Here is a 21,783-nt window from a genome sequence, read left to right as displayed (position 1 = left end):
GCACGCCGGAGAGCGCCAAAAGGGTGAGCGAGAGTCAGTGGCCACCCGAAAGACCCAATCCATACCGTCAACTCACCCTTAAACAAGGCGATTTGAGAAATCTGATAGCCGACCACGCCAACCCCCCGAAAACAGGGTCAGAGCGCCCCAGGTCCCCCATTTGGCCCCCCTCATCAACCATTCGGCACGGGTTGATATGACAGTCCTTCAATCGGCCAGTACGTTCATATCTGTCGGCACCAAGCCGATCCAGTCGAGACAGGAGAAGTTCCATGAACAAGATGACCACCGCCATTGTCCTCGCGGCAACGGCTGGCGTGGCCGTCACCGGCATCACCTACGCGTCGGCCGCATCCGAGCCGGTCGCGAAGGCGGCGCCGGTCGCCGCTCCGGCGGCTGCCGCTCCGGCTGCCGCTCTCGCCCAGGCTCCGCTCGACGGCGGCGCGAAGGGTAACGAGGGCAAGGGCAACGAGGGCCGCGAGGAGCGCGGCGAGCGCCACGAGCGCCGCGAGCACCGCGAGCACCGCGAGCGGGGCGTGATCCACGTCAACGAGCGGTCGTACTCCGCGGACGACTTCGGCTGCATCACTGTGGTCAGCGGCCTGGGTGCCAAGTCGCTGAACATCCGCAACGACAGCTGGCGGGAAGTCGAGGTCTTCAGCGGCGCGGTCTGCGACAACGGCGCCCCCATCGCCACCGTCGGGCCCCACAGCTCCAGCGACGGCGTCCACCCGAAGCGTGTGCACGAGGGCATCGAGGTTGACGACGGCGTCGTCGGCAGCTTCCGCGTCGTCCACCGCTTCCACGGCGGCGAGGGCCGCGAGGGTCGCCACGAGGAGCGCGGCGAGGGCCGCGAGTGGTAACCGAGCCCGACCGGAAGTTCCGGAACTGAGCCCGACCGGGACGTCCGAACCTGAGTCAACGGCATGAAGTGGAGCCCCGGCCCGCCGAAATCGGGCCGGGGCACCAACATGGCTAGTGTCCTACAGGTTTACGCGTCCTGCACGCGGGTGATGTCTGCCGGGATGGCGCATAGCGGCCACCCGGTGGTCCAGCTTCGAAAGCGACGCGCGGCCAATCCCCGACGTCCGGCGGATCCAGGCGGTCCTCGACTGCCACTGCCCGCCGCCGAAGGGCCGAATTCGCCGCGCACACGACCCGTCTGGTGAAGGCAGTGCAGAGGTCCCGCGCTCCGACCGATCGGAGCGCGGGACCTCTTCATGGCGCCGACATTGACGTCGCGTCACACAGGGCCCACTTCCCGCAAGTCCGTACACGGCGCGCCCCGGCACCCCGGCCCGTCTGCCGACGCCCAGCCGCACGGCGGCCGCACGACAGCCGCCGCACTCCACCGATCCGAGCCGGTTCACCGAGCGGGACGACCGACCTCTGCACCGCTCCGCTCGCCCCACCCGGCACGCCGAGCCCGCCCGCCGGCGACGCCGTCGACCGGCCCTCGACCGGCCCTCGACCGGCCAACGACCAGGGCCGACTGCATCACTATGCGGCGATCACCATTCCCATGAACCGACGTGGCCGCCAATAATGCACGACTCGCCAGTCGATGCTCAATTCCGGCTCAAATCCTGGACCTACTCGCGAGTCACGTAATCCGCCGGAAACCGTACCGCCCCCTACCAGCACGGATATCCGGCAAAGAAAGTAAACATTCAGCAATGAACTCTGTGCAGAGGTCCATGAATAGCCCTACTGTGTGGCAACTCTCCGCGCTCCGCCCATCTCGGAGCCCCCACACACAGAGAGATCGCCCATGGCTTCCCTCAACCAGATCTCGCCGCCCGGCCAGAACACCGGCACCAGCGGGACCGCCCACCGGTCGCTCAAGCGGCACGTCGGCCTCATCGGCCTCATGTGGGCCTCGGTCGGCTCGATCATCGGCTCCGGCTGGCTCTTCGGTGCCAAGAACGCCGTCACCGCCGCCGGCCCCGCGGCCGTCATCTCCTGGGGCATCGGCGCCGTAGCGATCGTGCTGCTGGCGCTCGTGCACGCCGAGCTCGGCGGGCTCTTCCCGGTCTCGGGAGGCACCGCGCGCTACCCGCACTACGCCTTCGGCGGCCTGGCCGGCATGTCCTTCGGCTGGTTCTCCTGGCTCCAGGCGGCCACCGTGGCGCCGATCGAGGTCGAGGCCATGATCGGCTACGCCAAGGACATGCCCTGGGCCAGTGGGCTGCAGAACGCCAACGGCACCCTCAGCACCAGCGGATTCATCGTCGCGACCGCGCTGATGGCGGTATTCGTCGCGGTCAATTTCCTCGGCGTGAAGGCCCTCGCCCGGACCAACAGCATCGCCACCTGGCTGAAGATCTTCGTTCCTCTGCTCACGATCTTCATGCTGGCGATCACCAGCTTCCACGGCTCCAACTTCACCTCGCACGGCTTCGCCCCGTTCGGCGCCAAGGGCGTGCTCGCCGCGATCAGCACCAGCGGCATCATCTTCGCGCTGCTCGGCTTCGAGCAGGCCATCCAGATCGCCGGTGAGAGCCGCAACCCCAAGCGCGACATCCCCCGCGCGGTGATCGGCTCGGTCACCATCGGTACCCTGATCTACACCCTGCTGCAGGTCGTCTTCATCGGCGCGCTGCCGGTCAGCGCCTTCGCCAACGGCTGGGCGAAGCTCGACTTCCCCGGCATCGACGGTCCCTTCGCCGGTCTGGCCACCCTGGTCGGCCTCGGCTGGCTGTACTACGTGCTGAAGGTCGACGCGGTGATCTCCCCCGCCGGCACCGGCCTGATCTACACCACCTCCACCTCGCGCATCTCCTACGGCCTGAGCCGCAACGGCTACGCCCCGCAGAAGTTCGAGCAGCTGGACAAGAACGGCGTGCCGTGGTTCGGCCTGATCCTGTCCTTCGTGACCGGCGTGATCTGCTTCCTGCCCTTCCCGAGCTGGCAGGAGCTGGTCGGCTTCATCACCTCCGCCAGCGTTCTGATGTACGCCGGCGCCCCGCTGGCCTTCGGCGCCCTGCGCCGCCGGCTGCCCGATCGCGAGCGCTCCTACCGGCTGCCGATGGGCGGCGTGATCTCCCCGGTCGCCTTCGTGGTCTCCAGCCTGATCATCTACTGGTCCGGCTGGCAGACCCTGTCCCGCCTGGGCATCGCCATCGTGCTCGGCTACGTCCTGCTCGGCAGCTACGCGGCGTACGCGATCAAGAAGGGCCTGCCGAACGCGCCGCGGCTCAACTGGAAGGCCGCCCAGTGGCTGCCGGTCTACCTGCTGGGCCTCGGCCTGATCTCCTGGCAGGGCGGCTTCGGCGACGGCACCGGCCGGATCCCGATGTGGTACGACATGGCGCTGGTCTCGGCGTTCTCGCTGGCCATCTACTTCTGGGCGATCCGGGTCGCCCTCCCCGCCGAGGAGATCGAGCGGGAGGTCGCCGACGTCGAGGTGGTCGACGCGGGCGGCCACTGACCACCCACCGATGACGGGCCGGGCGAGCGCCAGGCGACGAAGCCGTCCGGGCGCACCAGCAGCGCGCCGTCCGGGCCGATGCCGTGCAGGGCGGCGAAGTCCGCGCCCGGCTCCGGGGCCAGGTCGTCCTCGGCGCCGTCGCCGATCCGGTAGCCGTCCAGCGGGACGGCCAGCCGGTCGGCCGCCCGCCGGGCTCCCTGCTGCCAGGCCATGCCCCCGGGGCCGGTGAGCAGCACCATCGCCTGCTCGTACAGGTCCAGCGTGGACAGCCGCACGCCCGCGCGCAGCAGCCACTGGTGCGGGGCACGGCTGCCCGGCTCGCCGGCCGACTCGAACTTCTCCGGGACGACCGCGCCGCACGGGTCGGTGCCGAGCACCGCGCCCCGCGGGTAGCGGTAGCCCAGTGCCACCGCCAGCACCCCGGCCTGGCGGCCGACGCCCGGGACCACCGCGTAGCCGGGGTGGCTGTGCTCGGCGGAACGGGCCGAGGCGCGCTCGCTGGTCACCCGGGCGACCGGGCGGCGCTCCTGCCCGTACGTCTCCAACAGGCCGGGCCCGGCCCAGCCGCACAGGACGGCGGCGAGCTTCCAGGCCAGGTTGTGGGCGTCCTGGATGCCGGTGTTGGAGCCGAAGGCACCGGTCGGGGACATCTCGTGGGCCGAGTCCCCGGCGAGGAAGACCCGCCCGGCGCCGTACCGCTCGGCCACCCGTTCGGCGGCGTGCCAGGGCGCCTTGCCGGTCACCTCGACGTCCAGTTCCGGCAGGCCGACGGCGGTACGGATGTGCCGCTCGCAGCGCTCGTCGGTGAAGGCCTCCAGCGGCTCGCCGTGCTCCGGGTGCCAGGGCGCGTGGAAGACCCACTCCGTCCGGTTGTCCACCGGCAGCAGCGCGCCGTCCGCCTCCGGGTTGGTCAGGTAGCAGGCGATGAAGTGGCGGTCGCCGACCACCTCGGCCAGTCGCTTGGCGCGGAAGGTGATGCTGACGTTGTGGAACAGCTCGCCCTTGCCGGTCCGGCCGATGCCCAGGCTCTCCCGGACCGGGCTGCGCGGGCCGTCCGCCGCGATCAGGTACTCCGAGCGCACCACTCGTTCCTCGCCGGTCTCCCGGCTGCGCAGCACCGAGGTCACGCCCCCCGCGTCCTGCTCGAAGGAGACCAGCTCGGTGCTGAACCGCACGTCGCCGCCCAGCTCGCGGGCCGCCCGCAGCAGCACCGGCTCCAGGTCGTTCTGGCTGCACAGGCACCACGAGCTGGGGCTGAATCGGGCCAGCCGCCCGCCCGGGTCGATCTCCCGGAACAGCCACTCCTGCTCCGCTCCGGTCAGCGAGGGCGCCTGGAGGATGCCGTGGTTGGGGGCCAGCACCGAGGCCGCCTCGCGGATCGCCGGCTCGATCCCGGCCCCTCGGTACAGCTCCATCGTGCGGACGTTGTTGCCTCGCCCGCGCGGGTGATGCGAGGTGTCGGCGTGCTTCTCGACCAGCAGGTGCCTGACACCCAACCGACCGAGGAACAGCGAGGCCGACAGCCCGACCAGGGAGCCGCCCACGATCAGGACCGGCACCCGGTCGTCAACCTTCGGATTCATCGATTGCTCCACCCTGTAAGGGGATTCCGCGGCCCGGCCACTGGGCTCGACGCCGCCCTCGGCGGGCCCGCTCAACCGGGGGCCCGCTCTTCCATCCCCCGCCGGAGGGGGGCTGTGCCGCCCCTTCGCCCGGATGGCCCGCAAATCTCGCGCCGCGCCCGGTCGGACGCTGACGATCGACCTCAGGCCTGGCGCCGACTGCCCCGGGCCGACCGCCACCGCACCTTCCTCCCCCAGGCCGGGAGCACCCGCCGGACGCGGCCGACACAGCCCGCAGCGTGCGGCCCAGAGCAGAAAGTGGATCATGACAACTCTGTCCGAACCGCAGCCGAAGCAGCATGAGGAGTCCGACACCCGGTTGAGGGTGGTGCTGATGCTGGAACTCCAGGACGGCGCCCAGCAGCGCTTCCTCGACGTCTACGAACAGCTACGCCACCAGGTGGCCGCGGTGCCCGGCCATGTCAGCGACCAGCTGTGCCAGTCGATCAACGACCCCCGCCAGTGGCTGATCACCAGCGAGTGGAGGGACCAGGAGACCTTCCTGGATTGGGTGGACAGCCCGGCGCACCGGGAGATGGTCAAGCCGATGCACGGCTGCATCAGCGACAACTTCCGCTCGCTGCGCTACACCGTCCTGCGCGAGACTTCGGCGGCCGGCTCCACCGGCACCCGGGCCCCGATGGAGGTCCCGCCCGGGCTGCCGCGCAGCGAGCCCGCCGGGCACGTCGGCCCGCCGCAGGCCGACCCGGGCCCGGACGGCGTGATCCGCCACGCGCTGACCTTCACCGTCAAGCCCGGCAGCGAGGCCGAGGTGGCCCGCATCCTGGCCGGCTACGCCTCGCCCAAGGCCGAGGTGGACGAGCACACCCGGCTGCGCCGCACCTCGCTGTTCATGCACGGAAACCGGGTGGTCCGGGCGGTCGAGGTGGTCGGCAACCTGGGCGACGCGCTGCGCCACGTGGCGATGCAGCCCGAGGTACGGGCGGTCGAGGCGGAGCTCAACCCGCACCTGGAGGAGGCCCGCCAGCTGGGCGACCCGATGGCCGCCCGCGCATTCTTCGCCAAGGCGTCGCTGCCCGCCAGGCACCAGGCGATGGCCAGTTCCCCCGCCTCCGGGCGGCTGCACCGGCACGCCGTGCTGTACCCGGTCCGCCCCGGACAGGGCCGGGCCGTCGCCGAGCTGCTCTTCGACCACGACAACCTCGCCACCGCCGACCCGACCGGCCCGGTCGCGGCGGCCATCGTGTTCCAGCGCGAGGACACCGTGGTGCGACTGGTCGACCTGCGGGTGCCGGCCGAGGCCGAGCCGGCGGCCGCGCTGGGCGTGGCGGGCGATCAGGAGGCCGCCGAGCTGGCCGGGCTGCTGGCCCTCGGCCCGACGGGCGACCTGCGCACCGTCGCGGGCCTGAACGCGTTCCTCGCCGCCCGCACCATGAGCCCGGTCACCGACCGCAGTTCACAGAGCGACTGACCTGAGCGACCGACCTGGAGGAGAGACATCATGACCACGCAGTACCCGCGGATCATCAACGTCGACGAGGCTCCGGAGAACCGCCGCCACGGCGCCGAGCTGCGCACCATGCTCACCCCTCCCAGTTGCGGGGCGACCAGCGGCTTCATGGGCCTGGCCATCATCAAGCCCGGGGAGCGGATCAACGAGCACTACCACCCGTACTCCGAGGAGTTCGTGTTCGTCGTCTCCGGCGACCTGGAGGTGGACCTGGACGGGGAGACCCGGCCGCTCAAGCCCGACCAGGGCCTGATGATCCCGATCAACATGCGCCACCGGTTCCGCAACGTCGGCGACACCGAGGCCCGGATGGTCTTCCACTGCGGCCCACTCGCCCCACGCCCCGACCTCGGCCACGTGAGCACCGAGGAGACCGCCGCCTCCGGCCCGCCGGAACCCGCCAAGGTGGCCTCGTGACCCGGCGGGTCGCCGTCACGGGAATAGGTGTGGTCGCGCCCGGAGGGATCGGGATACCCGCCTTCTGGGACCTCCTGACGGCCGGCCGCACCGCCACCCGGGGCATCACCCTGTTCGACCCGACCGGGTTCCGGTCCCGGATCGCGGCCGAGTGCGACTTCGACCCGGCGGCCCACGGACTGACCCCCGAGAACGTCCGACGAGACGACCGCTACGTGCAGTTCGCGATGGTCGCGGCCGACGAGGCGATCGCCGACGCCGGGCTGGACCTGGCCGCCGAGGACCCGTGGCGGATCGCCGTCTCGCTCGGCACCGCCGTCGGCGGCACCACCCGGCTGGAGCACGACTACGCCCTGGTCAGCGCCGCCGGCGCGCGCTGGGACGTGGACCACCGGCAGGCCGAGCCGCAGCTGCACCGGGCCTTCGCGCCCAGCACGCTGGCCTCCACGGTCGCCGAGCGGGTCGGCGCGCACGGCCCGGTGCAGACCGTCTCCACCGGCTGCACCTCCGGCCTGGACGCGATCGGCTACGGCTTCCAGGCGGTCGAGGAGGGGCGCGCCGACATCTGCGTGGCCGGCGCCTCCGACTCCCCGATCTCGCCGATCACCGTCGCCTGCTTCGACGCCATCAAGGCCACCAGCGAGCGCAACGACGACCCGGAGCACGCCTCCCGCCCCTTCGATGCGCACCGGGACGGCTTCGTCCTCGGCGAGGGCGGCGCCGTCCTGGTGCTGGAGGAGCTGGAGCACGCCCGCCGCCGCGGCGCCCGGATCTACGGCGAGGTCGGCGGCTTCGCCACCTTCGGCAACGCGTACCACATGACCGGCCTCACCAAGGAGGGGCTGGAGATGTCCCGGGCGATCGACCACGCGCTCGACCACGCCCGGGTCAACCGCACCGACGTCGACTACGTCAACGCGCACGGCTCGGGCACCAAGCAGAACGACCGGCATGAGACCGCCGCGGTCAAGCGCTCGCTCGGCGGCCACGCCTTCGAGACGCCGATGAGCTCGATCAAGTCGATGGTCGGGCACTCGCTCGGCGCGATCGGCGCCATCGAGGTGGTCGCCTGCACCCTGGCGCTCGCCCACGGCGTGGTGCCGCCGACCGCCAACTACGAGACTCCGGATCCGGAGTGCGACCTCGACTACGTGCCGCGCACCGCGCGCGAGCTGCCGCTGAGCCACATCCTCTCGGTCGGCAGCGGATTCGGCGGATTCCAGTCCGCCGTCGTGCTCAACAGAACGGGGTGAGTTCCATGACGTCACGTCAGCAGGGCCGCCGGGCCGTGGTCACCGGCCTCGGTGTGGTGGCACCGAACGGTGTCGGGGCCGACGCCTTCTGGAAGGCCACCAGGCAGGGCGTGAGCGTCCTCGACCGGATTTCCCGCGAGGGCTGCACCGAGATACCGCTCAAAGTCGCGGGTGAGGTGCGGGAGTTCGATCCGCGGTCGGTGATCGACAGTCGCTTCCTCGTGCAGACCGACCGGTTCACGCACTACGCGATGGCCGCCGCCGACCTGGCGGTGGCAGACGCCGGATTCCGGCCGGACCTCGAACAGCCCTTCGCCGTCGGCGTGGTGACCGCGGCCGGCTCCGGCGGCGGCGAGTTCGGCCAGCGCGAGCTCCAGCAGCTCTGGGGCCAGGGGCCGAAGTTCGTCGGACCGTACCAGTCCATCGCCTGGTTCTACGCGGCCAGCACCGGCCAGATCTCGATCCGCGGCGGCTACAAGGGCCCGTGCGGGGTGGTCGCCAGCGACGAGGCCGGCGGCCTGGACGCCATCGCGCACGCCGCCCGCTCGATCGAGCGCGGTACCGACGCGGTGGTGGTCGGCGCCGCCGAGGCCCCGCTGGCGCCGTACTCGATGGTCTGCCAGCTCGGCTACCCCGAACTGAGCCTGTCCGACCAACCCGACGCGGCCTACCTGCCGTTCACCGCGCAGGCTTGCGGCTTCGCCCCCGCCGAGGGCGGCGCGATGCTGCTGCTGGAGGACGAGCAGTCGGCCCGGCGGCGCGGTGCCGGCATCCGGGCGCACGTGGTCGGGCACGGCGCCACCTTCACCGGGGCCTCCCGCTGGGAGGAGTCCCGGAACGGGCTGGCCGCCGCGATCCGGATCGCGCTGGACGAGGCCCGGACGGCGCCCGAGGAGATCGACGTGGTCTTCGCGGACGCCCTCGGAGTCCCCGCCGCCGACCGGGCCGAGGCCCTCGCGCTGGCCGACGCGCTCGGCCCGGACGCCGAACGCATCCCGGTCACCGCGCCCAAGGCCGGTACGGGGCGGGCCTACTGCGGCGCCCCGATGCTGGACGTGGCCGCTGCCGTGCTGGCCATGGAGGACGGCGTGCTGCCGCCCACCCCCAATGTCACCGAGGTCTGCCACGACCTCGCCCTGGTGACCGACCGCGCCCGCCCGGCCGAGCTGCGCACCGCGCTGGTGCTCAGCCGCGGGCTGATGGGTTCCAACTCCGCACTGGTGCTCCGACGCGGGGAGCTGCCCTGAACCTCGGCCCTGCACCTCGGCTCCGGACCGGGTCTGGCCTCCCGGTACTGAACCACCCCGTTACACCTCCGAAGGGAAACCACGTGAGCAACAACCTCAGCTATCCCGAGCTGGCCGCCCTGCTCCAGGCCCGGGCCGGCGTCACCGTCGACCCCGGCGACCTGGAGCAGCCGGGCGCGCTGTTCGAGGAGTTCGGCGTCGACTCGCTCGGACTGCTCGGCGTCGTCGGCGAGTTGGAGAACCGGCACGGCCTCAAAGTCACCTCCGGGGCCGAGTCCGCCAAGACCCCCGCCGAGTTCATGGACCTGGTCAACACTTCCCTCGTCACGAAGGCTGGTGCCTGAGATGCCCGGACACACCGACAACGAGATCGTCATCAACGCCCCGCTCGACCTGGTCTGGGAGATGACCAACGACCTGGAGAACTGGCCGCAGCTGTTCAGCGAGTACGCCTCGGTGGAGGTGCTGGAGCGCGACGGCGACCGGGTGCAGTTCCGGCTCACCATGCACCCGGACGAGAACGGCATGGTGTGGAGCTGGGTCTCCGAGCGCACCACCGACAAGTCCTCGCTCGCGGTCAACGCCCGCCGGGTCGAGCCCGGCCCGTTCGAGTTCATGGAGATCCGCTGGGAGTACGCGGAGGTCCCGGCCGGTACCAGGATGCGCTGGATCCAGGACTTCGCGATGAAGCCCACCGCCCCGGTCGACGACAAGGGCATGGTCAACCACATCAACAAGAACTCCCGGATCCAGATGCAGCTGATCCGCGAGAAGGTCGAGAAGCGGGCGGCCGAGCAATGACCGGAACCCACCGCGCCCTGATCGTCGCCCGGATGAAGCCCGGGGCGGCCCCGGACATCGCCGAGGTGTTCGCCGACTCCGACCGCGGCGAACTGCCGCACCTGATCGGCGTCACCGGCCGCAGCCTCTTCCAGTTCGGCGACGTCTACCTGCACCTGATCGAGGCCGACCGCCCGCCGGGCCCGGCCGTCGCCAAGGTCATCGGCCACCCGGAGTTCCGGTCCGTCAGCGACCGCCTGACCGCCTTCGTCCAGGCCTACGACCCGGCCACCTGGCGCGAGCCGAAGGACGCGATGGCGAGAGAGTTCTACCGCTGGGAGCGCTGACCCCCCGCTCCCCGCTGCTCTCACTGTGGGCCCGCCCCCGGCCGTGCGCCGGGGGCGGGCCCAGTCCGTACCACCCCGCACCCACACCGATTCACCCGAATCGCCGAGGCACCCGGGTGAGTTCTCCCAGGACTCCACCCGAAGGGCGCACAGTCGGTACCGGCGCCGCCACGCTCCGGTGGCAGACGGCCGCGCAGTGGTTGACGGTGGATCAGGCGCCATTGCCTGCGAGTCCCCTTGACCGGCACCCTGCCGGCGGTCGCGGCCCTCGCGCCGGAAGGATCAACCTCATGCGTTCTGCACGCACACTCCTCGCCGGGGCGGCCGTCGCCGCCGTCCTCACCGCCGGCGCCCCCATGGCCTTCGCCGACGGCTCCTCCGACCTGGGCAAGAACCTCACCTGGCAGGAGAAGCAGTCCGACAGGGGCAATGAAGGCCGCGGCGACGAAGGCCGGGGCAACGAAGGCCGCGGTAACGAAGGCCGGGGCAACGAAGGCCGGGGCAACGAAGGCCGGGGCAACGAAGGCCGGGGCAACGAAGGCCACGGCAACGAAGGCCGAGGCAACGAAGGCCACGGCAACGAAGGCCGAGGCAACGAAGGCCACGGCAACGAAGGCCGAGGCAACGAAGGCCGGGGTGAGGACCACAAGTCCCCGCACGGCGGCGTGCACACCGGCGGTGGCGGTCTGGCGCTGTCCGGCGGCGGCCTGGCCTCCGGCGCGGTGCTGCTGCTCGGCGGCCTGGGGGCCGGCGCCTACGCGCTGCGCCGCGGCCGCCGCACGTCCGGCGCGGCCACCGTCTGAGCCTGCCACCGCCGCCTCTGGGCGCCTCCCCCGGCCGGGGTGGGGCGCGCGGAGGCGGCGGGTCATTGCGGAACAGGCCCAGGCGGTTCCGATGGTTCCAGCGGAACTTCGAGCGGAGGACAGGAATGACGGGCGGTCCCGGCTCCGGAATGCCCCGGCTGCTGCGCACGGCCATGGGAGCGGCAGCGGTCGGCCTGCTGCTGATCTACAACTCGGTGGCTCCCCGGCCGAGCGGCGACTCGGCCGCCGGGCAGGCCGCCCCCCCGGCGGCCGCCGCACCCGCCGCACCCGCCGCACCCGCCGCCCCGGCGCCGTCGGCATCCGCCACCGCGGCCTCGAAGGGCGCCCCGGCGGCCGCACCGGGCGCCGCGCCGGCGCTGAAGCCGTCCAAGCCGACCCGGCTGCGGATCCCGCAGATCGCGGTGGACGCGCCGTTCACCGAACTCACCCTCAACCCGGCCGGCCAGCTCAACGCCCCGCCGCCGGACGACAAGAACCTGGTCGGCTGGTACCGGGACGGGGTCACCCCGGGCGCGCGCGGCAGCGCGGTCGTCGCCGGCCACGTCGACACCACCAAGGGCCCGGCGGTGTTCCTGCTGCTGAGCCTGCTGAGGCCGGGCAACAAGGTCGAGGTGAGCCGGGCGGACGGCACGGTCGCGGTGTTCTCCGTCGACTCGGTGGAGACCTTCGCCAAGAACGCCTTCCCGGACCAGAAGGTGTACGGGAAGACTCCGGACGCCCAACTGCGACTGATCACCTGCGGCGGCGCCTACGACAAGCAACGGAAGGACTACCTGGACAACGTGGTGGTCTTCGCCCACCTGGAGTCCTCGCACAAGGCCTGAGCGCACAAGGCCCGAGCGCGCGGGCCCGCCGGCAAGACCGACGGCCGCTGTTCCCCGGAGAGTCGGGGAGCAGCGGCCGTCGGGGTTTCGGGTCAGCCGCGGACGACGGACTCGAAGGCGTGCAGGTAGGGGTTGACCGGGCGGACGGCGGTGACGTCCAGGCCGGCCTCCGCCATCAGGCCGACCATGCTCTCCTCGGAGTGCTTGGCGCCGCCGACGTTGAGCATCAGCATCAGGTCCATCGCGGTGGTGAACCGCATCGACGGGCTGTTGTCGACCAGGTTCTCCACCACGACGACCCGGGCGCCGGGGCGGGCCACGGCGACGACGTTGGCGAGTGTGCGGCGGGTGCTCTCGTCGTCCCACTCCAGGATGTTCTTGATGATGTAGAGGTCGGCGCGGACCGGGATCTCCACCCGGCAGTCGCCCGGCACCAGGCGGGCGCGGGTGGAGAAGGCGCCGCCGTCCTGCAGCCGGGAGTCGGCGCCGGCCACCACCTTGGGCAGGTCGAGCAGGGTGCCGTGCAGGGCCGGGTGCTTCTCCAGCAGGCTGACCAGCACGTGGCCCTGGCCACCGCCGATGTCCGCGACCGAATCGATACCGGTGAGGTCCAGGTAGTCGGCGAAGTCCTGGGCGGACTGCCGGCTGGAGGTGGTCATCGCCTTGTCGAAGACCTTGGCCGAGTCCCCCGCGTCGCTGTGCAGGTAGTCGAAGAACTCCTTGCCGAACAGGTCGGGGAAGACGTTGCGGCCGGAGCGGACCGCTTCGTCCAGCTTCGGCCAGGCCTCCCAGGTCCACGGCTCGGTGCACCAGAGGGAGATGTAGCGCAGCGAGTTCGGGGCGTCCTCGCGCAGCAGGCGGGACATCTCGGTGTGCTCGAAGCGGTCCTCGGAGGTCTCCGCGAAGATCCCGTAGCAGGTGAGCGCGCGCAGCAGGCGGCGCAGCTGGCGGGGTTCGGTGTCGAGCCTGTCCGCGAGTTCGGTGACGCCGGCCGGGGTGTCGCCGAGCGCGTCGGCGAGGCCGAGCCGGGCGGCCGCACGGACGGCGGCGGCGCAGGCGGCGCCGAAGACGAGCTCGCGCAGGCGCATCGCGGCCTGTGGGGTGGCGTTGGTGGGTGCGGTGGTCATTGGCGGTCCCTGTGGGTATGTGGAGCTCGGGTCTGCGGGCGCTCGGGTGTGCGGGGCTCAGCAGCGGCCGGACGGCTGGGAGAGCGAGCAGGTGTTGCGGCTGTAGGTGTTGTCGGTGCCGGTGTCACGGTCGGCGAGGTCGGCCGGGCCGTTGCCGCTCAGGCGGTTGTCGGCGATGGTCGCCCGGGTGTTGGGGATGCCGACGACGCTCTTGAAGAGGACGATGCCGCCGGAGAAGTCCGAGGTGCCGACGTTGTCGTGGACCTCGTTGTCGGTCACCCGGGTGTCCTCGGTGCCGGTGAGCACGATGCCGGCGCCCTGGATGGCGCCCAGCCGCGGGTTGGCCGGGCAGAACTTGTTGTTGGCGACCACCCGGTTGTGCCGGACGTCCAGGTCCCCGGCGCGGGGCACACCCTCGTCGCCGACCACGAAGACGCCGGCGCAGTTGCCGCTGATCTCGTTGCCCTCGACGGTCACCACGCGCAGCCGGCGGACGGTGACGCCGACCCGGTTCCCGGTGACCTCGTTGCCCTGGACGACGGTGCCCCCGGTGTCGGGCGCGCCGCCCTCGCGGTAGGCGTAGTTGGCGAGGAAGACGCCGGACTGGCCGTTGTCGATCGAGCGGTTGCCGATGATGGCGGCCTTGGTGGAGATCTCCTGGCTGATGCCCTGCTGGGCGTTGTCGTGGACGTAGGTGGCGCGGACGGTCAGGCGGGTGGTGCCGCTGGCGTCGATGCCGTTCTTGCGGAAGCCGGTGACGGCGAGGGACTCGATGGTGACACCGGGCAGCGGGGCCTGCTCGGTGCCGACCACGCAGACGCCGTGCCCGGCGGTGGCGCAGGCGTTCTCCGTACCGTCCCCGGGGGTGATCACGCTGAGGGCGCCGGCGCCGCGCAGGGTCAGGTCCGGGGTGGCGATGCGGACGCTGCCACGGTAGGTACCCGGGAGCAGCTGGACGGTGTCGCCGGGCTTCGCGGCGTCGACGGCCCGCTGAATCGATTCGCCCGGCTGGACGAGGTGCAGGGCACCGCCCGAGGCCTGGGCCGCGGGGGCGGCGGCCAGGGTGGCGAGGGCGGTGGTCAGGGCGGTGGCGGCGGCGGTGGCCGCGGCGAGGTGGTGGACCCGACGCGTGGGCATGAGTGGTGACCTGTCTTTCGGCGCGCGTGGTGTGGCGGGGTGCGGGGTGCTCGGGGGACCTCGGGGAGTTGGTCCGAGTGGTGCGTCTGACGCGGTGTGTGCGGGTGGTGACGGTCGGTGGATACGGCCGAATCGACGGTATGGGCACCCGGTTGGGCCCGCCACCAGGGCTGGGCTGCGGGGCTGACGGGGCGTCGGCCACCGGTGGGACGCTCCGGCGTGGCGTGCATGACCGCCGGGGGTCGGGCCGCGAACCGGCCCGGTCGGGGCCCGTGACATCCTCGGGGTCATGAGCACCGCGTCCGCACCGTCCGTCGCCACCGTCCGCAACCCGATCGGCGCCCACGTCCCGGTGGCCGCCCGCGGCCTGGCCGGGACGGGACTGGCGTACGCGCGGAAGGTGGGCGCGGAGACGGTGCAGGTGTTCGTGGCCAACCCGCGCGGCTGGGCCACTCCCCCGGGCAATCCGGCGCAGGACGAGGAGTTCCGCACCGCCTGTGCCGAGCAGGGCATCCCGGCGTGGGTGCACGCGCCGTACCTGATCAACTTCGGATCGGACAATCCGACCACCCGTGAGCGCTCGGCGAACTCGCTGCGGCACTCGCTGCGCCGTGGCCGCGCGATCGGCGCGCTCGGTGTCGTCCTGCACACCGGCTCGGCGGTCGGCACGGCGCCCGGCGGCGGCTCGCGCCGGGCCGAGGCGATGGCCCAGGTCCGGGCAGACGTCCGGCCACTGCTGGACGAGCTGGACGCGCTCGGCGAGGACGCGCCCCGGCTGCTGCTGGAGCCCACCGCCGGTCAGGGCAGCTCGCTCTGCTCCCGGCTGGAGGAGCTGGCCGAGTACGTCGAGGCGCTGGACGGGCACCCCAGGGTGGGCGTCTGCCTGGACACCTGCCACGCCTTCGCCGCCGGGCACGACCTGGCCGTACCCGGCGGGGTGTCGGCCGCACTGGACGCGCTGGCCTCGGCCGCCGGTCCCGGCCGGCTGCGGCTGATCCACGCCAACGACTCGGAGGACGTGGTGGGCGCCCGCAAGGACCGGCACGCCAACATCGGTGCGGGGATGATCGGCGCGGAGCCGTTCCGGGAGCTGTTCGAACACCCGGAGACGGCCGGGGTGCCGCTGCTGGTGGAGACCCCGGACCGCAGGCACGGCGGGGACGGCACCGGGCACGCACTGGACATCGCGGTGCTGAAGGAGCTGCGCGAACGGGCGGCGGTCCGGGCCTGAAGCCGCGTAGTGGCCGGGGCGGCCGCCCCGTTCGGCCGCTGCCCCCGATCCGCTGTCGAGCGGACAGCCGTGAGCCCGGGGGCCGACGGGCGGCCTCCGGGCTCGGAGTTCAGCGGGATCAGCAGCCGCAGTCGCTCTCGCTGTCGCTGTGCTCGTGGAAGTTGAACCAGTGGGCGTGCGGGCCGAACAGGCCGACGCCCGCGGAGCCGGCCTCCAGGCTCTGCGAGGACGACTGCTCCGACGTGTGGCCCCCCGCCATCGCCGAGGTCGGCGCGGCCGCGATGGCGGCACCCGTCACCACGGCGATCACGGCGAGCTTGCGGATCTTCCCACGAAGCGACATCTGATGTCCTTTTGGTTCGTCTGGTTCGTCTCTTGCCCTCAACCCGCGTCTCCGAACGGCCAGTTCGACCGCCCGGCGGACCGGGCCGCGCCCCACCGGGAGGCGCCGCGCCAAGGTTGGCACACGAACACGCACCGGCGGGCGCGCGCCGCAACCGCTCTGGGGCATCCGGGTGACACATCTCCCCCGCCCGGCCGAACTACCCCGTTCCGGGCCGAAGGGCCTCACGAGGGGCACCGGACGAGCGCCCGTCCGACCGGCGTACGGCCGTAAGTCTTGCGGTGATCCGGCGGGCCGGACGAACAAATCCCATCGATTTGGTGCAAGGTACCGCCCGGTCCGAGCATGAACGGTCGCTCCACCGAGCGCGAGCAGGACCACGAAAGGCGCACCACCCTCATGCAGACCAGCCCCGCCGAACCCCGGCAGGCGACCCGACCGAGCGGCCCGGCCAGCCCTGATCCAGCCGGGCCGGACACGGTCGATGCGAGACCCTCGAAGAACGGCCGCTTCGGGCTGCCGACCGCCACCGCCCTGGTGATGGGCAACATCATCGGCGGCGGCATCTTCATGATCCCGGCCGCCGTGGCGCCGTTCGGGACGGTCAGCCTGCTCGCCTTCGTCGTCCTCACCGTGGGCGCGATCGCGCTGGCCCTGGTCTTCGGGCAGCTGGCCCGCCGCAACCCGCGCACCGGTGGGCCGTACGTCTACGCCCGCGAGGCCTTCGGGGACTTCGCCGGCTTCCTGTCTGCCTGGTCGTACTGGATCACCACGTGGGTCAGCAACGCCGCGCTCGCCGTGGCCGCCGTCGGCTACCTGGACGTGCTGCTGCCGGTCGGCCACAACACCGCGCTGGAGATCACCGCCGCGCTGGCCTTCCAGTGGCTGCCCGCGCTGGCCAACCTGGCCGGTACGAAGTACGTCGGGGCGGTCCAACTCGTCTCCACCGTCCTGAAGTTCATCCCGCTGGCGCTGGTCGCGGTGGGCGGCCTGTTCTTCTTCGACCCGAAGAACCTCGGGCCCTTCGACGGCAACGGCCAGGGCTGGATGGGCGGCATGACCGCCGCCGCGGCGATCCTGCTGTTCAGCTACCTGGGCGTGGAGTCGGCCGCGATGAGCGCCGGTCAGGTCCGTGACCCGGAGCGCAACGTCGGCCGGGCCAGCGTGCTGGGCACCGCCGGCGCGGCCGTGGTCTACCTGCTGGGCACGCTCGCGGTGTTCGGCACCGTCACGCACGCGCAGCTGGTCAACTCCGCCGCGCCCTTCTCGGACGCCATGAACGCCATGTTCGGCGGCACCTGGGGCGGCACGGTGATCGCCGTCGCCGCGCTGATCTCGATGACCGGCGCGCTCAACGGCTGGACCCTGCTGGCCGCCCAGGCGCCGTACGCGGCCGCCAAGGACGGCCTGTTCCCGGCCGCCTTCGGCAAGGAGAAGCGCGGCGTACCGACCTTCGGCGTGATCGTCAGCGTGGGCCTGGCCTCGGTGCTGACCGTCGCCAACTTCGCCAGCGGTGCCAAGGGCGCGTTCGACATGCTGGTGCTGGTCACCACCTTCACCGCGGTCGTCCCGTACCTGCTCTCCACCGCCGCCCAGCTCTACTGGCTGGTCCGCGGCGCGACCGACAAGGTCGACACCGCTCACCTGGTCCGCGACGCCGTCCTCGGCCTCGGCGCCTTCGCCTTCTCCATCTGGCTCCTCGCCGGCGCCGGCTACGCCGCCGTCTACCAGGGCGTCCTCTTCCTCTTCGCCGGCATCCTGGTCTACGTCTGGCTCGCCGGCCGCCGCCGGGCCGACGGCCCGACGGGGGACGCCTCCGACGGCTCCGACGCCACTGACGCCGCTGCGGCCACTGCTGCCACTGCTGCTTCCTGACCCGAACGGCCCGGCCGGGCGGCGGGGCGCCGGGCCAGCGCCTACAGTCCGGAGCCAGGGGGTCACTCAAGCGAAAGGTCTCCACTGACATGGCCGGGAAGTTCGAGCTGTACAAGGACGAGAGCGGGATGCACCGGTTCCGTCTCAAGGCGAGCAACGGGTCGGTCGTGGTGACCGGCGACCCTTACGAGAGCAAGGACGACTGCCTGAAGAGCATCGAGTCGATCCGCAAGCTCGCGCCGTACGCGGAGCTCAAGGAGGCGGCCGGGTCTGCCTGAGGTGACACTGCGCTGAACACGCGGGTCGGTGGTGCAAATCGCCGACCCGCGTTCGTTTGTACGACAGATCCCTTTGGCCGGAAGCATGCCGGGCGCGGACAGAACACTGGCATGCGCGTCGTCATCGTCACCGAATCCTTCCCGCCCGAGGTCAACGGAGTCGCCCACAGCGTGCTGCGGACGGCCGAGCACCTGGTCCGCCGGGGCCACCAACCCCTCGTCGTCACCCCCGCGCCGACGCGGGGTGCCCAGTGCCCGCCGCAGACCTTCGGTTCCGGCGCCGAGGCGGAGCGGATCCCCGTGGTGCGGATCCCCTCGATGCCGCTGCCGGGGTACCCGCAGGTGCGGATCGCGCTGCCGAGCCGGCAGCTGACCGCCGCCGTCGCCGGGCACCGGCCGGACATCGTGCACCTGGCCAGCCCGTTCGTGCTGGGCGCGCGGGGAATGCAGGTCGCGGCGCGGCTCGGGGTGCCCGCCGTCGCCGTGTACCAGACCGACCTGGCCGGGTACGCGCACGCCTACCGGGCCGGACGGGGGCTCGGGGAGGCCGCCGCCTGGCGGCGGATCCGGGCCGTGCACCGGGCGGCCGCCCGCACCCTGGCGCCGTCCACCCCGGCCGCGCAGGACCTCACCGCGCACGGGGTGCCGCGGGTGCAGCTGTGGCCGCGCGGGGTGGACTCGGTGCGCTTCCACCCGCGGCACCGCGACGAGGGGCTGCGGAGGGGGGGTGGGTCCGGGGGGGGGGGGGTGCCGCGGGACGAGGACCCTCCGGCGCCCCCGAGGCCCAGGAGGACCGCCGCGAGGGCGAGGGTGATCCTGGTCTTCATCGCTGGATCAGACCGTGCACCAGCGGTTGGAGAGGATCTGGGGCACGTTGCTGTAGATCTGCGTCCAGCCCGTGCCGCGGTAGAGGATCCAGCCCGTGCCCTGGGCGTTCTTCTGGGTGTAGACGACGACGTTGCAGCTGTTGCCGTTGTTGAACGCCGAGCCGCCGAGGCTGTCGTTGAAGTTGGAGTACATGCTCAGGTCGTTGTTGTCCTGGTAGACGGTCTGGACGCTGCCGCTGTAGTTCGAGCCCCAGTACACACAGAGGCCGCCCGCGTTGCAGCCGGCCGGCGCGGCCTCGGCGGCCGGGGCGACGACGCCCGCGCCGACGACGACGCTCGCGGCGACGGCGAGCGCGGCGATGGTCTTCTTGAACATGGTGGCTCCTCGAATCGATTGAAGGTGCCTTACGCCGACCGGATCTGACGTTCCGTCGGCGATCGCCAGCCTGCGTCAGGACCGGGGGCGATCGCCATCGGCGCGGACCGCCTGGGGACGGTGGGATGCCGTCCCGCGCCCCGACCCGCGGCGTCCCCGGGCATCCCGGACGAACTGCGGGACGGGGCAGAGCCGTTGGGGCGCGGAACGCCGACCGGCCCGCCGGGCGAGGGGCTCGGCGGGCCGGGGATGGGGCGGTGGCGGGTCAGGCCCAGGGGTCGGTGAAGGACCGGCCGGGGACGGGCTTGGCGATGAGCGCGATGGCGGTGAAGAAGTTCACCTGGCCGATGGCGAGGGCGAGCGTGGCGAGTGCCTTCTCGTCGTAGTGGGAGGCGACTTCGGCGTACAGCTCGTCGCAGACGCGCTCGCCGTGCGGGTTGGGCTGGAGCGTGGCCTCGACCAGGGCGAGGGCGGCGCGCTCGGGGGCGGTGAAGTACGGGGAGTCCTGCCAGGCGGCGACCGAGGCGATGCGCTCCTCGGACTCGCCGGCCTTGCGCAGGAACCCGGTGTGCAGGACGGTCAAGTAGGTGCTGCCGGCGATCTGGCCGGCCCGCAGCTGGACCAGGCTGATGGTGGCGCGCGGGATCGAGCGGTTGCCGACGGCCTTGAACAACGCGGCCGACACCTCGGCGAGTTCGGGGACGAGCTCGCCCGGGTCGGTGGCGAGGCGGGGGCGCAGCGGGATCTCGGCGGTGATCGAGCGGCCAGTGGTCGAGTGGGTGGTCATCGTGGTGTTCCTCTCGGGAGCTTCGGGAGCAGCGGTGCTTTCACTGACCCGACGGATCCCGGCGCGGGTGTGTGACAGCCCGGCGCGGATCTTCTTCGGCGCGCGGACTTTCTTCGGCCCGGCGCGGACCCGGGCCGTCGTGCCCCGCCCGCAGGCTCAGCGCAGCACCGCCGGCGTCGGGCCGTCCGGGCGTACCGTGATGCTGTAGGCGGCCCCGGCCGGCCGGGAGCGGAACTCCAATTCGCCCAGCGGGAGCAGCAGTTCCAGCAGCGCCGTGGTCTCCCGCACGGCGAACTGGGTGCCCAGGCAGGCGCGGGCGCCCAGGCCGAAGGGCAGGTAGGCGCCGAGCTGGCCGGGGCGGTCCGCACCAGGGGCGAACCGCGCCGGGTCGAAGCGCTCCGGGTCGGGCCACAGGGCCGGGTCGCGGTGGGTGAGGTACGGGCAGACCAGCACGTCCGTTCCGGCGGCGATCCGGTGCCCGGCGATCACGTCGTCCTCGACGGCGTGCCGGGGGAGCAGCCAGGCGGCGGGGTAGAGCCGGAGGGTCTCGCTGACCAGCGCCTGCGGGTCGGCGCCGCGGGCGCCCGGGTTGTCGTCGAGCAGCAGGAACAGCCAGGTGAGCGTGGTGGCGGTGGTCTCGTGGCCGGCGACCAGCAGGGTGATCAGCTCGTCGCGGATCAACCGGTCGGTGTACTCGGGGTGCTGGTCGGCGGCGTCGAGCAGGACGCGGAGCACGCCCGGTTCCGCGGAGTCCGCGGTGCGTGCCGTCTCGATCGCGGCCTGCGCGACGGCGTCGATTCGGGCGAGGTCCAGCGCGACCGCGTCCCGGGCGTCCGCCGCGTTGGTCGGCAGGGTCGGCATCGCGGCCACCACCCTTTCCACTGCCCGCAGTTCGCGGTCGGTCCGGTCGTCCAGCGGCAGTCCGGTGAGCGCCCGCCAGGCGGTGTCCAGGGCGAAGCCGCGCATCTCCTCGCCCACGTCGAAGGTCTCCCCGCTGCGCCGGTAGCCCTCCCAGCGGTCGGCGGTGCGTCGCGCCGCGGCGGCGATCCGCTGTTCGTAGCGGCGCATGCCCGTTCCGGTGAACTGTGACTGCAGCAACCGCCGTTGGCGCTTCCAGGCGTCGCCGGTGGCGGAGAGCACGCCGTCGCCGACCAGCATCCGGGCCCGGTGCGAGCGCTTGACGTACCGGTCGGGGTGGCGGCCGAGCACGTGCTGCACCGCGGCCGGGTCGGTGACCAGCACGGTCGGGGTCGGGCCGAGCCGGAAGGCGGCGATGCCGCCGACGCCGCGCTGGGCGCGGGCCAGCAGGTCGACCAGCTGGGCCTCCTCGGCCCGCCACTGCTCGACGGCCTCGGGGGCCAGTTCCGGCACGGGGACGGTGTCCGTGGTCACCAGGGGTCTCCTCGACTCGGCCGACGTCAGACGATGGGCGGGGCAATCCCGAGGGCCGACTCTACGTCAGACGCGCGGTGGCACGGCTGCGGGGGGGGGGGGCGCGCTCGCCGTCCAGCCCCCCAGCCGCACGGCCATGGTCAGCCACGGGCTGGGCACCCAACCGCCCCACCAACACCACCCGCCAAGATAGCC

21 protein-coding genes and 1 pseudogene are annotated in these 21,783 nt (G+C 72.3%); 15 read left to right on the top strand and 7 right to left on the bottom strand.

The annotated features are described in order from the left end of the window. The first annotated feature begins 272 nt into the window (after positions 1–272). Both ACFQ87_RS11090 and ACFQ87_RS11085 read left to right on the top strand, forming a co-directional pair. Positions 273–863 (top strand): hypothetical protein, encoded by a 591-nt coding sequence (locus ACFQ87_RS11090; protein WP_380610358.1) that lies wholly within the window; start codon positions 273–275, stop codon positions 861–863. Positions 864–1,771: 908 nt separating this feature from the next. Continuing rightward, positions 1,772–3,430: an APC family permease gene (locus tag ACFQ87_RS11085; protein ID WP_380610357.1), complete on the top strand. Its 1,659-nt coding sequence runs from the start codon at positions 1,772–1,774 to the stop codon at positions 3,428–3,430. On the opposite strand, the gene ACFQ87_RS11080 is transcribed toward ACFQ87_RS11085, so the two are convergent. Continuing rightward, the gene (locus ACFQ87_RS11080) at positions 3,340–5,013 is read right to left on the bottom strand and encodes an FAD-dependent oxidoreductase (protein WP_380610356.1); all 1,674 of its coding nucleotides are present in this window, start codon (positions 5,011–5,013) and stop codon (positions 3,340–3,342) included. The two genes, ACFQ87_RS11085 and ACFQ87_RS11080, sit on opposite strands and share 91 nt — an antisense overlap. 304 nt (positions 5,014–5,317) lie before the next feature. Between ACFQ87_RS11080 and ACFQ87_RS11075 the strand changes: the two genes are divergently transcribed. From ACFQ87_RS11075 to ACFQ87_RS11035, 9 genes are all read left to right on the top strand, one after another. Beyond that, complete coding sequence (locus tag ACFQ87_RS11075; RefSeq protein ID WP_380610355.1) at positions 5,318–6,484, top strand: SchA/CurD-like domain-containing protein; 1,167 nt, start codon at positions 5,318–5,320, stop codon at positions 6,482–6,484. Positions 6,485–6,514: 30 nt separating this feature from the next. Continuing rightward, positions 6,515–6,940 (top strand): cupin domain-containing protein, encoded by a 426-nt coding sequence (locus ACFQ87_RS11070; RefSeq protein WP_380610354.1) that lies wholly within the window; start codon positions 6,515–6,517, stop codon positions 6,938–6,940. Beyond that, positions 6,937–8,193 carry a beta-ketoacyl-[acyl-carrier-protein] synthase family protein gene (locus ACFQ87_RS11065; protein ID WP_380610353.1) on the top strand — a complete coding sequence of 419 codons (1,257 nt, stop codon included), beginning with the start codon at positions 6,937–6,939 and terminating at the stop codon, positions 8,191–8,193. Before ACFQ87_RS11070 ends, ACFQ87_RS11065 begins: the two co-directional genes overlap by 4 nt. Before the next feature lie 5 nt (positions 8,194–8,198). Then, the gene (locus ACFQ87_RS11060) at positions 8,199–9,440 is read left to right on the top strand and encodes a beta-ketoacyl synthase N-terminal-like domain-containing protein (RefSeq protein WP_380610352.1); all 1,242 of its coding nucleotides are present in this window, start codon (positions 8,199–8,201) and stop codon (positions 9,438–9,440) included. An 83-nt stretch (positions 9,441–9,523) separates the two neighbouring features. Beyond that, positions 9,524–9,784 (top strand): acyl carrier protein, encoded by a 261-nt coding sequence (locus ACFQ87_RS11055; protein WP_380610351.1) that lies wholly within the window; start codon positions 9,524–9,526, stop codon positions 9,782–9,784. Position 9,785: 1 nt separating this feature from the next. Continuing rightward, positions 9,786–10,241 (top strand): SRPBCC family protein, encoded by a 456-nt coding sequence (locus ACFQ87_RS11050; RefSeq protein ID WP_380610350.1) that lies wholly within the window; start codon positions 9,786–9,788, stop codon positions 10,239–10,241. Next, complete coding sequence (locus ACFQ87_RS11045; protein WP_380610349.1) at positions 10,238–10,567, top strand: TcmI family type II polyketide cyclase; 330 nt, start codon at positions 10,238–10,240, stop codon at positions 10,565–10,567. The genes ACFQ87_RS11050 and ACFQ87_RS11045 overlap by 4 nt, the downstream gene beginning before the upstream one ends. Before the next feature lie 290 nt (positions 10,568–10,857). Continuing rightward, positions 10,858–11,370, top strand: a complete 513-nt coding sequence (locus ACFQ87_RS11040; protein ID WP_380610347.1) for a hypothetical protein — start codon at positions 10,858–10,860, stop codon at positions 11,368–11,370. A gap of 125 nt (positions 11,371–11,495) precedes the next feature. After that, complete coding sequence (locus ACFQ87_RS11035; protein ID WP_380610346.1) at positions 11,496–12,215, top strand: class F sortase; 720 nt, start codon at positions 11,496–11,498, stop codon at positions 12,213–12,215. Positions 12,216–12,307: 92 nt separating this feature from the next. On the opposite strand, the gene ACFQ87_RS11030 is transcribed toward ACFQ87_RS11035, so the two are convergent. Together ACFQ87_RS11030 and ACFQ87_RS11025 are read right to left on the bottom strand one after the other, a co-directional pair. Beyond that, positions 12,308–13,342, bottom strand: a complete 1,035-nt coding sequence (locus ACFQ87_RS11030) for a methyltransferase (protein ID WP_380610345.1) — start codon at positions 13,340–13,342, stop codon at positions 12,308–12,310. A gap of 57 nt (positions 13,343–13,399) precedes the next feature. Then, positions 13,400–14,479 carry a nitrous oxide reductase family maturation protein NosD gene (locus ACFQ87_RS11025; RefSeq protein ID WP_380610344.1) on the bottom strand — a complete coding sequence of 360 codons (1,080 nt, stop codon included), beginning with the start codon at positions 14,477–14,479 and terminating at the stop codon, positions 13,400–13,402. A 289-nt stretch (positions 14,480–14,768) separates the two neighbouring features. Here ACFQ87_RS11025 and ACFQ87_RS11020 point away from each other — a divergent pair, with 289 nt between their 5' ends. Beyond that, positions 14,769–15,710 (top strand): deoxyribonuclease IV, encoded by a 942-nt coding sequence (locus tag ACFQ87_RS11020; RefSeq protein ID WP_380610343.1) that lies wholly within the window; start codon positions 14,769–14,771, stop codon positions 15,708–15,710. Between the two features lie 118 nt (positions 15,711–15,828). On the opposite strand, the gene ACFQ87_RS11015 is transcribed toward ACFQ87_RS11020, so the two are convergent. Next, positions 15,829–16,053, bottom strand: coding sequence for a hypothetical protein (locus ACFQ87_RS11015; protein ID WP_380610342.1), 225 nt, complete (start codon positions 16,051–16,053; stop codon positions 15,829–15,831). 399 nt (positions 16,054–16,452) lie between these two features. Here ACFQ87_RS11015 and ACFQ87_RS11010 point away from each other — a divergent pair, with 399 nt between their 5' ends. The 3 genes and pseudogenes from ACFQ87_RS11010 to ACFQ87_RS11000 form a co-directional block, all read left to right on the top strand. Beyond that, positions 16,453–17,928: an amino acid permease gene (locus ACFQ87_RS11010; protein WP_380610445.1), complete on the top strand. Its 1,476-nt coding sequence runs from the start codon at positions 16,453–16,455 to the stop codon at positions 17,926–17,928. Between the two features lie 89 nt (positions 17,929–18,017). Beyond that, positions 18,018–18,206 carry a YegP family protein gene (locus ACFQ87_RS11005; protein ID WP_380610341.1) on the top strand — a complete coding sequence of 63 codons (189 nt, stop codon included), beginning with the start codon at positions 18,018–18,020 and terminating at the stop codon, positions 18,204–18,206. 111 nt (positions 18,207–18,317) lie between these two features. Then, a pseudogene (locus ACFQ87_RS11000) lies at positions 18,318–18,929 on the top strand (glycosyltransferase); the annotation flags it as partial. Between the two features lie 111 nt (positions 18,930–19,040). On the opposite strand, the gene ACFQ87_RS10995 reads toward ACFQ87_RS11000, so the two are convergent. From ACFQ87_RS10995 to ACFQ87_RS10985, 3 genes are all read right to left on the bottom strand, one after another. Then, a complete protein-coding gene (locus ACFQ87_RS10995) occupies positions 19,041–19,409 on the bottom strand; it encodes a peptidase inhibitor family I36 protein (protein ID WP_380610340.1) in 369 nt (122 codons plus the stop codon). A gap of 265 nt (positions 19,410–19,674) precedes the next feature. After that, positions 19,675–20,196 carry a carboxymuconolactone decarboxylase family protein gene (locus tag ACFQ87_RS10990; protein ID WP_380610339.1) on the bottom strand — a complete coding sequence of 174 codons (522 nt, stop codon included), beginning with the start codon at positions 20,194–20,196 and terminating at the stop codon, positions 19,675–19,677. A 156-nt stretch (positions 20,197–20,352) separates the two neighbouring features. Continuing rightward, positions 20,353–21,591, bottom strand: coding sequence for a cytochrome P450 (locus ACFQ87_RS10985; protein ID WP_380610444.1), 1,239 nt, complete (start codon positions 21,589–21,591; stop codon positions 20,353–20,355). Positions 21,592–21,783 lie beyond the last annotated feature (192 nt).

This window comes from Kitasatospora sp. NPDC056531 (genome assembly GCF_042794375.1).
Classification (GTDB): Bacteria; Actinomycetota; Actinomycetes; order Streptomycetales; family Streptomycetaceae; genus Kitasatospora.
This window is presented reverse-complemented; position numbering and strand designations above follow the sequence as displayed.